A 16,228-nucleotide genomic window follows, 5' to 3' on the forward strand; every position below is an offset into this window, starting at 1 on the left:
GGTGGCTACGCGAGGATGCGCTCGGCGACGCGCAGGGCGTTCGCGGCGATCGTCAGCGCCGGATTCAACGCGGCCGAGGATGGGAAGAATGACCCGTCGACGATCCAGAGGTTGTCGAGGTCGTGACTGCGGCAGTCCGGGTTGAGGACGCTGCCGTCGGGGTCGTGTCCGGCCACAGCGGTGCCGCACATGTGCGAGTTGGTCTGGATGCCCATCCGCTCAGTGAAGACCAGTGGGTATCCGCTGCCTCGCACGGCGGCGGTGACTTCCTCGACGAGCTCCTGATGGGGACGCAGATTCGTCGGCGTCCAGTCGATGACAGTCCGCCCGCCTGCCAGGCGCACACGGTTGTGCTGCCGAGGGAGGTCCTCGGTAGTCAGATAGAGGTCCACGGTGCGTGCTGCGACCTTGTCGAGGAACCACAGCGGCAACCGCGCTCGGGCAGGTTTCAGGTGCGCCCCCTGGAGTTTGCCGAGCATCTGCACGTTACCCAGCGGATATCGGTGCGCCGGAGTGGGCAGATACCAGTCGTTGAGGCCGAGGGTCTTCTGCCATCGGGTCCGGTTGCGGCGCAGCGGGTGGAGTCCGATGACAAAGGTGCTGTTGTGCACCATGTAGTTGCGTCCCAACAGGCCGGATGAGTTGCCCAGCCCGTCCGGATGCCTCTCGGTCGCCGAGCCCAGCAGCAAGACGGCGGAGTTGACCGCGCCGGCGGCCAACACGAACCGCTGACCGCGTACCGTCACGGGGCGCCCCTGCCTGCTGCCGTGAGCCGCGGTGATGTGCTCGCCCGCGGGGTCGGTTGTGAGCCGGGTGAGGGTGGTGCCGGTGAGCAGGCGCACGTTCTCGTTGGCCAGGGCCGGGCGGACCAGCCGGGTTTCGGCATCCGATTTCGCATCGGTGCCGGAGGGAGTGCCGTCGTCGGTGGACGCGCGGGCACGATCCCCGTCCGCGGTGAACGTCATCCCGTTGGGCATGTGGAACGGCTGTAGACCCTGGCGGCGCAGCCGTGCGGCGAATCGTTCGATGACCGGCTCATGGGCATGTGCGGGATGCGGATAGGGTCCTGCATGTGGCGGCTCGGTCGGATCTTCACCGGCGTTGCCATGGACGTCGAAGATTTTCTCTGCCCGCGTGTAGTAAGGGTCAAGATCCTCGTAGCGGATCGGCCAGGCGGGCGAGATCCCGTCGGCGGTGTCGAAGGTTTCGAAATCCTCACGGCGGAAGCGGGGCAGGCACGCCCCGTACATCTTCGTGTTCCCGCCGACCCAGTGGTAGACGCCGGGCTGGAACTCCGTACCAGTGTGCCCGTCAATCCAGGCTTCGCTGGTCTGGTAGCGGTGGTGGAGGAACATCTGCGCCGCATCGAAGTTCTCCGATTCCCTGGGCAGGAAGTCGCCGCGTTCGACGATGAGCACAGACAGGCCGGAGCCTGCGAGGGCGTAGGCGAGGGCACCACCGCCCATCCCGGAGCCGATGATCACGACGTCGGCGGTGATCGTGCCGCCACAGGTCTCAGGGTCGATGAGCGCCCCGGGACGCAGCGGTGGATGCGGCTGCGGCTGCCAACCGGTTGAAGGTGTCGGCTCGATCGTGGACGTCATCGCCTCGGCCACCTCGCCTCTGGGCTTGTGAAGGAGCGCGTGTTCTCAAGCATCGGACTAGTCGCTGAGCATCCGGAGCGCGTCGTAGCCGACGGTTCCCTCGGGCGCGGTGTGCACCAGTAGGCGCTGGCCGTCATCCAGCGGGGAATGCAGCACGTGATAGTCGAGCTCGACGGTCCCCCAGTCCGGCAGGATCAAGCTCTTACGACCCCGGGTGCAGCGAGTGACCGGATGCTCCGCCCACAACTTCGCGAACTCCCGGCTGGCCATCGACAGCTCGCCGACGAGGTTGCGGATGTCCGGGTCGTGCGGCGAGTTGCCCGACATGAAACGCAGTGACGCCACCGCCAGTCGGGCCTCCCATTGCCAGTCCGAGTAAAGGTCGCGGGTGTACGGGTCGGTGAACAGTAGCCGGTGCGTGTTGAGCGGCGCGCATTCGTCGAGGTGGGAGAAGAAGATCCGTCCGGCGAGATCGTTGTAGGCGAGCACGTCGTTTGTGCGCGACATCGCGAACACCGCCGCACTGGGCATCAACGCCACCACGTCCTCGAAGAGCGGGTCGCCGGCCGGTGGTGACGCAGGCGCTGCCGGCGCCGGTGCTTCCTTGATGGTGCCGGCGAGGCTGTGCAGGTAGATCGTCGCATCTTCATCGAGGCCAAGTGCCCGGGCGAGGGCGTTGATGACCGACCCGGACACGTTTGCCGCGTGCCCCTGCTCCAGGCGTGTGTAGTACGTCGGCGAGATACCCGAGAGTTGGGCGAGCTCTTCGCGCCGCAGTCCGGGCACCCGGCGGATCCCGTAGGCCACCAGCCCGACCTCTTCCGGCGTGAGACGCGAACGGTGCGCCTGGAGGAAGTCTCCAAGCGGGTTCGTCGACGTGTGAACGGCGGGTGGGTCAGGGTGCCCGGTGGGCCGAAGCGATGCTGCTGCCATACTCACCAGGGTCTCAAATTCGCCGGTGCCGTGCCTATCCCTGCCAGTGATAGGCAGGCCGGTGCTAGACGAAGCAGAGGGATGGTTGATGGCTCGACGCGGTCCGATAGTGGAATTGACACCCGTTGATTTGTCGCCTTGGCGGCGAGGTATCGGGCACATCTCGCACACGGACCTATGGAGAGAATGAGGACGGCTATTGTCCATCGACACGAAACCCGATGTGGGCATTATCAGCCCCGTTCGGAATTCCCGCGCGAAATTGGCGTTGCTCGCATTGAGCATCGGCGGCTTCGGGATCGGGTTGACCGAATTCGTTATCGCAGGACTCCTCACTGAGGTCGCCACTGACCTCAGTGTCACGATTCCCGCCGCGGGGCATCTCGTCGGCGCCTATGCCCTGGCGGTGGTGCCCGGCGCTCTCATCCTCACCCCGTTTCTGATGCGCCGGCCCCCGAAGGTCGCCCTCGTGGCGCTGCTGGCCCTGTTCGTCATCGGCAACATTCTCTCGGCCTGGTCGCCCAGCTACGAGGTCATGTTCGCCGGGCGCATCGTGGCCGCGCTCGCCCACGGCGGGTACTTCGGGATCGGCGCGGTTCTGGCCGGATCCCTGGTCCCGAAGTCGCGGCAGGCGTCGGCGATCTCGATCATGTTCGCCGGCCTCACGATCGCCAACGTGCTCGGTGTGCCCCTGGGCAGCTTCATCGGCCAGCAGCTGGGATGGCGGGCCGTGTTCTGGATCATCAGTGTCATCGGGGTGCTTGCCCTGATCGGTCTGATGGCCCTGGTCCCGCGCACCGATCCCGAGCAGGATCAGCTGCCGGTGCGCCAGCAGTTCGCCACCCTTGCCAAGCCCCAGGTGCTGTCCTCGCTGATCACCACCGCGCTCATTTTCGGCGGCATGTTCGGCGTGTTCACCTACATCGAGCCGCTGCTGCGCAACGAGACCGGTTTCTCCGCCGGGGCGATCCCGTGGCTGCTGGTCCTTTTCGGCGGTGGCCTCTTCCTCGGCAACGTCATCGGCGGACGCGCCGCCGACCGCAACCCCGATAAGGCGGTCGTGGTGCTGTCGATCCTGCTGCCGATCGTCATCCTCGCCCTGGGCATGGCCGCGGGGATCCCGTGGGCGACCGCGGTACTGCTCACGCTCATGGGCGCGGTCGGTTTCGCGACCGTTCCGGGCCTGCAGGCCCGTGTGATGCGCCACGCCCAGGGCGCGGCCACCCTGGCCTCGGCGACGAACATCGCCGCCTTCAACCTTGGCAACACCATCGGCGTGAGTCTCGCCGGAGCGGCGATCGGCGCCGGGTGGGGCTTCCGCAGCCCGACCGTCGTCGGAGCCGGACTGACCGTCATCGGTCTCATCATCATGTGCCTGGCCGCCACTCGGTCGGTACGCGCCGCGCGTGCCAAGAAGGCGCACCCGAGTTCGCTGAGCTCGTAAACCCCACGAAAGGAAACACTCATCATGTCTCTCACCTCACCCGCCCCCGCAGCAGCCCCTGAGCGCGCTGCCGCCGACATCACCATCCCGTGGTTCTCCTCGAGCACCGTTACCGACTTCCTGCGCGACGGCTACTGGCTCGAAGCCCCCGACATCACCGGCGATGGCAAGCCCGACCTCTTCGGCCACGGCCTCAAGGCCGGCGAGCTCTACTGGTACGAGAACCCGACCTGGGAGAAGCGACTCCTGCTGGACAAGATCAAGGAGCCCGTCGGCGCGGACTTCGCCAACATCACCGGCGAGCACGGCGACGACTACGTCATCTCCTATCAGCTCTACGGCCCCGGCGGCACCATCCACCACGCCGATCCCGAGGGCGGGAAGATTGACTGGCTGGAGAACCCTGGCCCCGACGCGGTGCGCCGCGGCGAACGCTGGAAGCGCCACCACGTCGGCCGCGCCATCGGCATGCACCGCCTGCGCGTGGGGCACTTCACCCGCCACGACCGGATCCAGATCCTGGGCTTCCCCATCGTCGCCGTCGAGAGTGTCCACTCCGTGCTCCCGATCGTGCTCTTCACCGCCCCCGACGACGTCCACACCGCCGAGCAGTGGGACATGGAGGTCGTCAACGACAACCAATTCCGCATGATCCACGGTGTCGCCCGCAAGCCGGGCTTGGCCCCCAACGGGCTCGACGGGATTCTCATGGCCTCCGACGAGGGCGAGCACAGCCAGTTCGAGCAGACCACTTTCCGCGGCAGCGGCGATGTCGACGGCGGCCGCATCGGAGACGACCCGCTCGCCTACGTGGCTACCCTCGAGCCCTTCCACGGCAACACCGTTGCCGTGTACGTCAAGGACCCCGTCAGCCCCGGTTCCTGGAACCGGTTCCTGCTCGACACCTACGGAGAGCCCAACGAGAACGGTGAAGGCCCCGGCCACTCGGTGATGTGCGCCGACTTCGACGGCGACGGGGAGGACGAGTTCCTCATCGGGCTGCGCGGCCCGCAGCCCTGGCAGGGCGCCGTCTACTACAAGGCCATCGATGCCGCTCGCGGCATCTTCGTGAAGTGGAAGGTCGGCGAGGAGTCGACGGCTCGCATCGTCGCCGCTGATTTCACCGGCACCGGGTCGATGGACTTCGCGACGATCTCCTACTCCGTCGAGCACTACTTCGTCGCACCCCGCGCCGAGATCACCCTGCACACCAACAACACCCACCCCTGAACCCCAGAGACGCCCCATTTTCGGGACACGCACACGAAGGAAACAGACATGAAGACCATCGGCATCATCCTCGGCACCCGGCCTGAGGCCGTGAAGTTCGCCCCGCTCATCCACGCACTGCGCGAGGATTCCCGCTTCCACCTGCGAGTCATCTCCACCGGCCAGCACCGGGAGATGCTCACGCACACGCTCGGCGAGTTCGGGATCACCCCCGATGTGAACTTCGACATCATGGAACCCGGCCAGTCCCTGACCGATGTCACTCACCGTGCCCTGGCCCGCTTCTCAGCGACTTCGGCGCTTGACGGGCTCGACGTGGCGCTCGTCCATGGCGACACCGCCACCACCCTCGCCGGAGCCCTGGCCGCGTTCCAGGCCGAGGTGCCCATCGTGCACGTCGAGGCAGGCCTGCGCAGCGGCGTGGCGACCTCGCCCTTCCCGGAGGAGGGCAACCGCAAGCTCGTCGCGCAGATGGCCGCGCTGCACCTGGCACCGACCCACGGGAACTTCGCCAACCTCATCCGCGAAGGCGTGCCGGAGAAGAACATCGTGATCACCGGCAACACTGTCGTCGACGCCCTCCACTGGGGCATGGAGAACGTTACCGGGTACGGCGACCCGCTGCTGGATGACCTCGACGATGATCCGCGCCGCGTCATCGTCGCCTCCGCCCATCACCGCGTCAGCCACGGGGCACCCATGCAGGAGATCGCGGACGCCCTGGCCGACATCGCCAACCGGCACGACGTGCGCATCGTCATCCCGGTCCACCCCAACCCCGCCGTCCGGAACGTGATCGTGCCCGCACTGGAGGGCAGGGACAACATCGACCTGGTCGAGCCCCTGCCGTACCTAGCGTTCTGCAAGCTGCTGCAGCGCAGCGACATCATCGTCTCCGACAGCTCCGGCGCCGAGGAAGAAGGACCCGCTCTGGGCATCCCCACTCTGGTCCTGCGTGACGTCACCGAACGTCACGAGTCCCTCGCCACGGGCGCCGCTCGACTGGTCAGCCGCTCCCGCCCCCAGATCATCGCTGAAGTCGAACGGCTCCTCAACGATGAGGAGGCGTACTCGTCCATGGCCAACGCGATCTACCCCTACGGGGACGGACAGGCCACGGCCCGCTCGATCGAAGCCATCGCGGACTTCCTGGAAGTGCCGAAGGCCCGAAAGGACGCAATGGCTCACCGTTCCACACTGCGACGCCCTGTGCTGACGGCGTAAGACACCCTGCGTGAGTCGAGGTGCGGGGTGATGGGGGCTAACGACCGACATCACCCCGCGCCTCGCACTCTTTGCCCAATTCCAGGGTGCAAGTATCTGAAGAATCCTCAGCCTTTTGCATTAAGCGCGTCTGCGACGGAACGCTACCCCATCAAGGGAAAGTGGTCTGACGAGGAAGATGCCGAAGCCCATTAGTGCAGGTGAAGGATTTGAGTTCTCCCCAATCCTGGCGAGGACGAGGGCGTGCCATCGCCCTATCGCGCCGGTCGCGTACGACTGCATCAGGCTCATCATCGTGCGCGATGGTTCCGCGTTCATGTATAGCGAGTTCGGCGAGCGCGCTGTGAACGTCGGTGATGTTGTGCTCTTGGGGACGAACGTGCTGTGCGGCATTGATCCCGACCCGCAGATCACGGCCAGCACGATCTACATTGATCCCGAGTACGCGTTGGATCAGCTGTACTGGCAGTACGCCAGCGTCATTCAGAATCGGCTCGATGCGAAGGAGTTCGCCGACACGGTCTACACCGATCCCACACAGATACTGCGTCTCGGCGAAGACCGTGTCGGTTTGCTCATGCCCTGGGTTGACGAGCTCGTGAGACTGAGCATGGATCCGCACGGATTCAACCGTCGTGCTCCAAGGATGCAAGCGCTGTGGTTCTTGGTGCTGGACATCATCGCGCCGTTTGTGCGCTTCTCGCCGGTCCGGACCTCGCCGCTTCAACGAGCGAGTACACGCCCCACTGAACCCCGCCATCGGAAGTATTGCCCGCTGCGGGCTGAAGCCCGGCAGGCCGCAGAGATGATGAAAGATCAGCTCGACCGGCAGTGGAAGCTTGCGGACCTCGCTGCCGCGACTCACCTATCGCCCTCGCGATTCAGCGAAGTCTTCACCGATGCGTTCGGCAAGACCCCGCACGCGTGCTTGACCATGCTGCGCATCGAGAAAATGGCACGGCTCCTCAGGGACACGGATGCCCCGATCGATCAGATCCTCCGGCAGGTGGGCTGGAGCAGCCGGGGTCACGCCGCTCGAGTGTTCCGTCACGCTATCGGCATGAGTCCTAGCCGCTATCGCGCCATGCGACATGCAGACCCATAGATGACACTTCTGGTTCCGATCTTCCGATCTCTGATCCTGATTTACGGGTCATCCCTAAGGTCCAGCTCCGGCTCGACTAACTTCCCGCTATCCCGGTGTATACGTCAGGTGCGAGTCGCGCCCTGGCGGCCACCCTACTCACCGATCGTGAGTGCTGGCCGTCTCGACACGCCGGACCCTCTCCGCGCACCTGCCGGACGTAGAGCCTGCTCCACACCCCGAAGCCGGCTCTCGACGAGGAGACCTGGTGATGAGACACGCACGGCACAACCGACACGAACCACGACCTGATCACACAGCACGCGATCACGACAGGACCGCACCTGCCACAGGCACCGCCCGAGGGGCGTGGTCGTGATGGCCGAACACGGTGCCGTCTCCTCGGTCCTCCTCCGCCTCGATGACTCCTGGCCCTTAGGCGCAGCCGCACGCGAGTTCGCCCGGGCTGGAGTACCCGTCTTCCCCTGCGCGCCGAACGGCAAGCGCCCCCTGACCCACGGCGGGTTCCACGATGCCACGACAGATTTCAGCCAGGTCCAGGCGTGGTGGGACCAGATCCCCAACGCCAACATCGGCCTGCCGACCGGCCATCCCAGTGGTGTGGTCGTCGTCGATGTCGACCTGCACGAGAAGGTCAACGGCTACGACGCGATCAACCGCGCCCACGACGCCGGGAAGCTCGGGCACTGGGAAGTCGTCACCCGCACCCCCTCCGGCGGCGCCCACCTGATCTACCCGGCCACACCGGCGACGCAGCAGCGGTCGTGGCAGGCGGCCCGGGCTGGTGTGGATTTCCGCGGTGACGGCGGCTACATCATCGTCCCGCCCTCACACCGCCACATCGACGGCCAGCAACACCACTACCGGCTGGACCAAGTCAACAACGGCCCGGCCACCGCCGTGGATGCCCAGGGCTTGCGGGACTTCCTCGATCCCCGCCCTGCCGTGCCTGCACCCGAGTCACGCGGGACTCGGCGGACGCCGAATATCGCCGCGCTCGCTGACCGGGTGGCCAGCCTGCGCGAGGGCGAACGGAACCTGGGCTTGTTCAAGGCCGCGTGCCGGCTGGCGGAGAACGGCATGCCTGCCGGTGAGGCTCTCGACGTCCTCGGTGCGGCCGCCGGTCAGGCGGGGCTGGGCCAGCGGGAGATCTCCCGGACGGTGCAGTCGGCCTACCACAACGTCCACGGCAGCGGAGCACGGCAACGCACCACCGTCGGCGACCAGCAGCGCTCGTTCTCCCCGGCGAGTACGGGGCCGTCGCGTCCGCCGGTGTATCGGGTGATGTGATCATGGGCAGCTCGGAACGGTGGGGATGGTCGGTGATCACGGCCGCATGCGGGACGATCGGGATCGCTCTGGGCGCGTTCTGGCTCTCGTTCACCGCTCTGGCGGATCTGGCGCGACGCTCAGGGATCGCCAGCTCGCAGGCGTGGGTGTGGCCGCTGCTCGTCGATGGGCTCATCGTCGTCGCCACGATCGCTGTGGTGGCTCTCGATGGGCGGGCTGGGGCCTGGTATCCGTGGGGGCTGCTCATCGCTGGGGCTCTGGTCTCGGTGGCGGCGAACGCGATGCACGCTGTGGTGGCCGCGGAGGCAGCCGTGCCGGGATTGCTGGCGTCGGTGATCGCTTCGGTACCGCCGCTGGTGCTGCTGGCATCCACGCATCTGACTGTGGTCCTCATCCGCTCCGCCCACCACCATCGCTCATCCGCTGTAGACGGGCTGGAGAAGGCCGAGCGCACCGATGCCGTCGACCCCGAGCTCGCAACGGTGCCGGACCGGACAGACGGCGACGGTGACGAGTTGCCGCTGACGTCCTCGACCGTGGCGGACCTGCCCCGGTCGGCTCTGCCCTCACCGACCCCGCTGGAACCGACCGCCGAGTCTTCGCCTACACCGACCGAGGCCGTATCCGACGACGGTCCCACGCAGCTTCCTGCCCCATCGCGCACGAGCGAATCGGCGGGGTCGGGACGGAAGGCGGAGGCGGCGCGGCTGTGGGAGGCCGGGTGGTCGAACAAGGCCATCGCCGCGCGCCTGGACGTTCATCCCTCGACCATCGGCCGCTGGCGCACCCGCCAGACCGCCACTACCGCCTCGTCCGAACCCGGGGAGGCCGCAGAGAAGGAGAGCACATCATGAGTTCCGATCCCGCCCAGGACGCGCAGAACTGGGACACCAGCTTCACCCCGCCCGATCCCGAACCATGGAATGCGCTGAACACCGCACCCGCTCCGGACCCTGCCGGAGAGCAGAACCCTTGGTGGGACGCCCCTGAACCCGAGGCCGAGCCCGATCACGACGCCGCGAGGATCACCGGCCGTGAGGGCACGGGGGCTCCGGATGCGATCGAGCACGAGAAGACCGCGCAGCGCCGCGCGAGCCTGCACCAGCGCCTCCAGGCCCCGCAGGGCCGCGGCGTCGACTGGGTCAGGCCCACCGACCTGGTCGCCCGGTCCTCCGCCGCGATGGCAGGACGCGGGATCGCCCTGCAGGAACACCTCGCCCGCAAGGTCGACCGCGGCCTGGTCACCGCCGGGAAGAGCGCCGGCGCGTTTGCCGCGAAGAAGCTGCCACCGCTGAAGGCCTTCGGCCACGGCCATATCCGCGAACCGGCCACCCGCTCGGCCATCGCACGGAACTAGGCGGTGACCTCACATGAGCCCACGCCACGACCCGATGCGACCCCCACGAAAGCGACGTGCACCTGACGTACAGGAGGAAATACCGATGATGACGACCTTGTCCGAACCCGAAGACTTCACGACCAGCGAGGGCCTGCGCGCCCTGCTCGTCCGCCTGCATGAGGCCGGACCCGCCGCCTGGCGCTTGGACCCCGTGGCCGCAGATCTGATGGAACACGCCGCGGCCAAGTACACGCCGTTGGCGCGCAAGCACGGCCTCGACCCCTGGGAGGCCGCCAGTGCGGCGTTCGATGTCATGCGCACCCGCTCGGCGCGCACCGCGAAGGACCCGTGGGGTGTGATCACCCACGCGGTGCGGATCACCTGCATCGCCGAAGAACGCGCCCAAGGACTGCTGTGCTCAGTCCATCAAGCTCGCCGCCCGCACGTGTCCGCCTTCCACGATCCCGAACGGATCTCCGACCGTGAGAACCCCCTGACGGACTACCACGAGGCCTTCCACATCACCGACCCCGACCCGACCGAGGACCCCGCCGATCACGACGAGGACGACCAGCGGCGCGAGTACGACACCTTCACCACCGCCACCCGCCTGGTCGAAGACGCCATCGCCTTCGTGACCATGATGAAATGGCCGCCGGCGCTGGCTCGGGCCGCGGTCGAGCACGTCTGCCAGGAACTGGCCCGCGCCGGGACCCGGCGTACCGCCTACGAGGCGCTGCGCCGAGACAAGCACGCCCAAGCGCTGCTGGATATCGAAGCCGACTCCTGGTCGATTCTGCTCAAAGCGCTGCTGGGGCACCCGCACCCGGCCTATGCCGCGACCAGCACCGGTCGCGGAATCCTGCACCGGCTGCTCATCGGCGAGACCCTGCGGGCACTGCTGCGCGATGAAGACCTCGTGCTCACCCTCTCCCTGGCCGCCCCGCGCCGTGGAGGGTATCGCTGATGGGACAGGCACAGGGACACATCCAACTCCAGCGGGCCGTTGCCTCGATCATGATCGGGCACCGGCACCGCACCGACCTCGGCGACATCGACGCCCTGGCCGCGTCCATCGCCCAGCTCGGACTGCTGCAGCCGCCGACGATCACCACCGACGGGACCCTGGTCTGTGGCGCTCGCCGGTTGGCGGCCGTGAAGCAGCTGGGCTGGCGGACGGTGGACGTGTGGGTCCGCTCGAGCATCTCGGACCGGCTCGGGCACCTGCTGGCCGAACAGGATGAGAACACCCAGCACAAGGACCTCACCCCCGTCGAGGCCGCCGCACTGTACGGGGAGCTCAAGACGCTCATGGCCGAAGACGCCAGCCGACGTGAGTCCGCAACGCAGTTCAGTTCCGAACATCAGCCCCGGTGGAACGGGTCCGCAAAATTTGCGGACCCGTTGGGGACTCCCCGAGGTGAAGCACGCGCACAGGCCGCAGGGATGATCCCCGGCGGTGCTTCCCACACCACGCTGGACAAGATCGCCTACCTGCATCAGCTCGCCACCGACCCCGAGACCCCACCGGCGCTGCGAGAGCAGATCACCGCGGAGCTGGAGGCGATCAACGACGGCGGCCCCGTCCATCCCGCCTACGAGCGCATCCGCGGCCTGCAGCAGCGCGAGGCGGTGCCGGCGCGCGGCACGGATCTGCAGAGCATGGCCGACGACGCGATCGCGCGCGCTCACCGGAGCAAGGACGCCCCGGATCAGCCCGCCGGAGACCCGCCCGAGACCAGTCATGAGGAACCGGTGGCGAAGATCATCCGCTGGCCCCTGCGCGCGTTCAACGCCACCTGGACCGAGCTGGAGAACTGGTGGATCCACTACAACGCCGAGGCGCTCGCCGCTGAGCTGAGCGAGGAACAGATCGAGAGCTTCCTCGCCACCGCGGAGGGAACCAGCCAGTTCGCCCGGGACCTGCGCGCTGCCCGCGACGCCCACGACGAGGGCGCGCGACGAGGGCATCTGCGCGCCCTCTGACCCCGCCCCGCCCGACCGGCGACGGTCGGAGTGCACCTGGGGGTATGACGAGAACTGAAGGCTCCCCGCGGCTGCGCCGCCGCCACATCGCCCTGGCCATCGCCACGATCATCCTGCTCATCTTCACCGGGGTCGGGGTCTACGGCATCATCATCGGCCCCGCCAACCCGGAGCACACCGCACCACAGCCTGACCCTCCAGGCACCGAGACTCCAGCACCGTCCCCGGCTCCGGCGGAGGTCGAGATCCCCGGCATCGCCCCCTCGACCGACCCGGAGGACTTCGCCCGCAGTGCCGCCGAGGCACTGTTCACCTGGGACACCACCAGCGGGTTGATGCCCCTGGACTACACCGCCACCGTGCTGGAGGTCGCCGACCCCAGCGGCGTCGAGCAAGCCGGACTGGCCTCGGACATCGCCGGCTACCTCCCGACCCGGGAGGCCTGGGTCGAGCTGCGCAAGCATTCCACCCGCCAGCATCTGAGCATCGACCGGGCCTACGTCCCCGAGCAGTGGGACGAGGCCCTGGCCCAGGCCCAGCCGGGACAACTGCCCGAGGGCGCGACCGCGATCACCATCGAAGGCACCCGGCACCGCGACGGCACATGGAACGACGCCCCCGCCACCTCCGAGCACCCGGTCACCTTCACCCTCTTCCTCACCTGCCCGAAGGCCACCAGCACCCCGGAGAGCACCGCCACGGTGGCGCCCTCCACGGAGGGGCAAGAGGACTCCTGTTTCCTCATGCGGCTCTCGGCGCTGGATACGCCCCTGCGCTGAGACGAAAGGCCGTGCGATGAAGAAAGCCGTGGCCGCTCTGGCCGTCCTGGTTCTGCTGGGCCCGATGTTCGCCCTGGTCGGCGTCGGCCTGATCATGAACCCCGCCGCCTCCGCCCAATGCGTAGCCCCCGGGGAGAACGGTGATGTTGGCGATGTTGGTGATGTCCCCGATGAGCTCACCGCCGAGACCGCCAACGGCGAGACGATCACGCTGGGCAAGAAGCAGCTCGAGCACGCGGCCACGATCATCCAGACCGGCTCGAAGACCGAGGGCGTCACCCGCGACGGGGTCCAGATCGCCCTGATGGCGGCACTGACCGAATCCGTGCTCAAGCAGCTGTCGAACACCAGCTCCTACCCCGAATCCGGCGACATGCCCAACGACGGCAATGGCTCCGACAACGACTCTCTGGGGCTGTTCCAGATGCGCCCGCAATCCGGGTGGGGATCGGTCGAAGAGCTGATGGATCCCGACTACCAGGCTGAAGCGTTCTACGGCGGGCCGGACGGTCCCAACGGCGGTTCCCCGCGGGGCCTGCTGGATATCGACGGGTGGGAGGAGATGAGCAAGGGCGAAGCCGCCCAAGCCGTCGAAGTCAGCGCCTACCCCGACCGCTACGCCAACTACGAGCCGGTCGCCGAGGCCATCCTCACCAAGCTGTCGACCTCAGAGGACGGCAGCGGCGACGGGGAAGAAGATGATCAGCCGGCCGCGGAGACCTCCCGCGTGGTCTTCCCCCTCCCGGAGGACACCTGGGTCGCGACCTCCCCGTTCGGCCCGCGCACGCACCCGATCACCGGCGAAGAGACCCTGCACACCGGCAGTGACTTCGCCGCCGAGGACGGTACCGAGATCCTCGCCGCCGCTGATGGCACTGTGGCTGAGGCCCAGTACACCGACTCCGGCGGCGGGATCGTCGTCATCGACCACCAGGTCGACGGGCAGCGACTGGCCACGGCCTATATCCACATGTGGGAAGACGGCATCCACGTCCAGGTCGGCGATGAGATCACGGCGGGGCAGCACATCGCCGACGTCGGAAGTTCCGGCCAGTCCACCGGAGCCCATCTGCACTTCGAAGTCCGCGAAGGCGGACCAGACGGCGACTACACCGACCCCGCCGCTTGGCTTAACGATCACGACGCGGCAGACCTCCCCGAGGCCGAAGGCGGCAACCCAGAACCCGGCGAGGACGGCTGCGAGACCGACGACGGTGGCGGGACAGGCGAAGACCCCAGCGACTTCGACGGGGATGATCCCAGCCAGATGGTCGACGATCCCACCAGCGACGGGCAGATCACCGCGCGCATGCTCCACGTCCACGACGAGGCGCTGAAGGCCTACCCCGACACCTCCTGGGCCTGTTATTCCCCCAGACCCGGGCAGAAGTCCGAGCACCCGTTGGGCCGGGCCTGCGATGTCACGTTCGGCAACCCGATCGGGCAGATGCCGACGCCGGATCAGCTCGAGGCGGGCTGGGACTTCACGCACTGGATGCAAGACCATGCCGAGGACCTGGGCGTGGAGTATCTGATCTGGCAGGGCAAGATCTGGTCGGTCGGCAGCGACAAGGACGGGTGGCGCGACTACGACGGTGGGGGCATGCACAGTCCCGAGGACATCACAGGCGGACACTACGACCACGTCCACATCACGGTGAAAGAATAATCTCGGAAGTTGCATCTAAACCTGGATCCACCGATCGAGTAGTGGTTTTGATGGCGCGTTAAACACGAGAATGCCCCTGTGATCAGGGAAAATGGAACTTGCGACAGTTCACTTTCCAATTGATCAAGGAGCATCTCGCAGGTGCAACTCTCTCATACTTCGGCGGCCACGTCAGTGTCCTTCGATGACCCGAATCTCGTGTCGGCAGCCGGCCTGGTGCCGGCCGTCAAGCTCGCCGCAGATGCCGGCCTACACGCGCTGGCCGACCAGCACCTGAGCGTGCCCACGGACAAGGGCGCCAACGCCGGGGCGAAGGTGGCCTCCCTGGTGGCCGGGATGGTCGCCGGCGCCGACTCGATCGACGACATGGCCCTGCTGCGCCACGGCGGCACCGGAAAGGTCTTCACCGGCCGGTACGCACCCTCGACGCTGGGCTCGTTCCTGCGTAAGTTCGCCTTCGGCCACGTGCGCCAGCTCGACGCGGTCGCCTCCCGGGTGCTGACCGGGTTGAGCGCCCAGGCTCCGCTGCTGGTCCGTGAGCCCGGCCAGTACGTGTACGTCGACGTCGATGACACCATCGTCCAGGTCCACGGCCACGCCAAGCAGGGCTCCAGCTACGGCTACTCGGGGGTCCGCGGGCTCAACGCGCAGCTGGCCACCGTCAACACCACCGGCTCGGCTGATCGGCGACGCACTGGCCACCACCGGCCGCCTCGCCGGCATGGCCGGGGCAAGGACCCTGATGAGGGCCGACTCGGCCTACTACGGCCACGCCGCCGTGCAGGCCGCGATCGCCGGCGGGGCCGAGGTGTCCGTCACCGTCAGGATGGACCCGGCCGTGAAGAAGGCCATCGCCGCCATCGACGACAGTGCCTGGCAGACCATCAAGTACACCGACGCGGTCTACGACGAGGACACCGGCACCTGGATCTCGAGCGCCGAGGTCGCCGAGATCGACTACACCGCCTTCACCTCGAAGAGAAAGGGCCAACGCGTGCCCGGCCGCCTGGTGGTGCGCCGCATTCCCGAGCTCAACCCGAAGGACCTCGACCAGCCGACCCTGTTCGACACCCACCGGTTCCACGCCTTCTTCACCACCAGCGACCTGGACACCGTCACCGCGGACAAGACCCACCGCGCCCATGCCGTGATCGAGCAGGTCAACGCCGATCTGAAGGACAGCGCGCTGGCCCACCTGCCCTCCGGGGAGTTCAATGCCAACGCCGCCTGGCTGGTGCTGGCCGTCCTCGCGTTCAACCTCACCCGGGCCGCGGCCACGATCGCCGGGGCCGGGCTGGCCAAGGCGACCACCGGCACCATCCGGCGCAAACTCATCAGCGTCCCGGCCCGGACCGCGACCTCCGCCCGCCGGATCACCCTGCACCTGCCGCAGGATTGGCCGTGGGAGACCGCCTGGACGAACCTATTCACCGCCATCAACGGACCACCACAGCAAGCTGCAGCCTGACCGACCAGCCGGCGAACGGCGCGACTTGAGGACCATCAGTGGAACGCTCCGGGCAGCGAGGCCCGGCGATCATTCCTGCCCGGAGGCTGCGACCTCAGCTGAAATCGGACCCGACACCTACTCCAGCGTTCATCGGTGGATCGAGGCTAAAGCACGA

Annotated in this window: 13 protein-coding genes and 1 pseudogene; 12 read left to right on the forward strand and 2 right to left on the reverse strand. The window is 67.4% G+C overall.

Translation table 11 applies throughout. The features are described 5' to 3' along the window. Positions 1-5: 5 nt before the first annotated feature. Positions 6-1,604, reverse strand: a complete 1,599-nt coding sequence (locus BLIN9172_RS04755) for a GMC oxidoreductase (protein ID WP_009885393.1) — start codon at positions 1,602-1,604, stop codon at positions 6-8. A gap of 57 nt (positions 1,605-1,661) precedes the next feature. Then, entirely contained in the window at positions 1,662-2,537 is an 876-nt protein-coding gene (locus tag BLIN9172_RS04760; protein WP_009885392.1) for a helix-turn-helix domain-containing protein, read from the reverse strand. A 199-nt stretch (positions 2,538-2,736) separates the two neighbouring features. Between BLIN9172_RS04760 and BLIN9172_RS04765 the strand changes: the two genes are divergently transcribed. The 12 genes and pseudogenes from BLIN9172_RS04765 (at position 2,737) to BLIN9172_RS04820 (ending at position 16,071) form a co-directional block, all read left to right on the forward strand. After that, positions 2,737-3,981: an MFS transporter gene (locus BLIN9172_RS04765; protein WP_009885391.1), complete on the forward strand. Its 1,245-nt coding sequence runs from the start codon at positions 2,737-2,739 to the stop codon at positions 3,979-3,981. A 24-nt stretch (positions 3,982-4,005) separates the two neighbouring features. Beyond that, complete coding sequence (locus tag BLIN9172_RS04770; RefSeq protein WP_101554058.1) at positions 4,006-5,211, forward strand: hypothetical protein; 1,206 nt, start codon at positions 4,006-4,008, stop codon at positions 5,209-5,211. A gap of 48 nt (positions 5,212-5,259) precedes the next feature. Further along, positions 5,260-6,435 (forward strand): non-hydrolyzing UDP-N-acetylglucosamine 2-epimerase, encoded by a 1,176-nt coding sequence (gene wecB, locus BLIN9172_RS04775; protein WP_009882028.1) that lies wholly within the window; start codon positions 5,260-5,262, stop codon positions 6,433-6,435. Positions 6,436-6,613: 178 nt separating this feature from the next. After that, entirely contained in the window at positions 6,614-7,540 is a 927-nt protein-coding gene (locus BLIN9172_RS04780) for a helix-turn-helix transcriptional regulator (protein WP_009882027.1), read from the forward strand. Positions 7,541-7,897: 357 nt separating this feature from the next. Next, complete coding sequence (locus tag BLIN9172_RS04785) at positions 7,898-8,830, forward strand: bifunctional DNA primase/polymerase (RefSeq protein WP_009882026.1); 933 nt, start codon at positions 7,898-7,900, stop codon at positions 8,828-8,830. A 2-nt stretch (positions 8,831-8,832) separates the two neighbouring features. Continuing rightward, positions 8,833-9,684, forward strand: coding sequence for a DUF2637 domain-containing protein (locus tag BLIN9172_RS04790; protein ID WP_009882025.1), 852 nt, complete (start codon positions 8,833-8,835; stop codon positions 9,682-9,684). Next, positions 9,681-10,187 carry a hypothetical protein gene (locus BLIN9172_RS04795; RefSeq protein WP_009882024.1) on the forward strand — a complete coding sequence of 169 codons (507 nt, stop codon included), beginning with the start codon at positions 9,681-9,683 and terminating at the stop codon, positions 10,185-10,187. Before BLIN9172_RS04790 ends, BLIN9172_RS04795 begins: the two co-directional genes overlap by 4 nt. Before the next feature lie 85 nt (positions 10,188-10,272). After that, positions 10,273-11,136, forward strand: coding sequence for a hypothetical protein (locus BLIN9172_RS04800; protein ID WP_009882023.1), 864 nt, complete (start codon positions 10,273-10,275; stop codon positions 11,134-11,136). Further along, entirely contained in the window at positions 11,136-12,155 is a 1,020-nt protein-coding gene (locus tag BLIN9172_RS04805) for a ParB N-terminal domain-containing protein (protein ID WP_009882022.1), read from the forward strand. The genes BLIN9172_RS04800 and BLIN9172_RS04805 overlap by 1 nt, the downstream gene beginning before the upstream one ends. 44 nt (positions 12,156-12,199) lie before the next feature. After that, positions 12,200-12,934 (forward strand): hypothetical protein, encoded by a 735-nt coding sequence (locus BLIN9172_RS04810; RefSeq protein ID WP_009882021.1) that lies wholly within the window; start codon positions 12,200-12,202, stop codon positions 12,932-12,934. Positions 12,935-12,950: 16 nt separating this feature from the next. Then, positions 12,951-14,603: a M23 family metallopeptidase gene (locus BLIN9172_RS04815; protein ID WP_009882020.1), complete on the forward strand. Its 1,653-nt coding sequence runs from the start codon at positions 12,951-12,953 to the stop codon at positions 14,601-14,603. Between the two features lie 141 nt (positions 14,604-14,744). Continuing rightward, positions 14,745-16,071: pseudogene (locus BLIN9172_RS04820) on the forward strand (IS1380 family transposase). Positions 16,072-16,228 lie beyond the last annotated feature (157 nt).

It is taken from the genome of Brevibacterium linens ATCC 9172, from assembly GCF_900169165.1.
In the GTDB taxonomy this organism is placed as follows: Bacteria; Actinomycetota; Actinomycetes; order Actinomycetales; family Brevibacteriaceae; genus Brevibacterium; species Brevibacterium linens.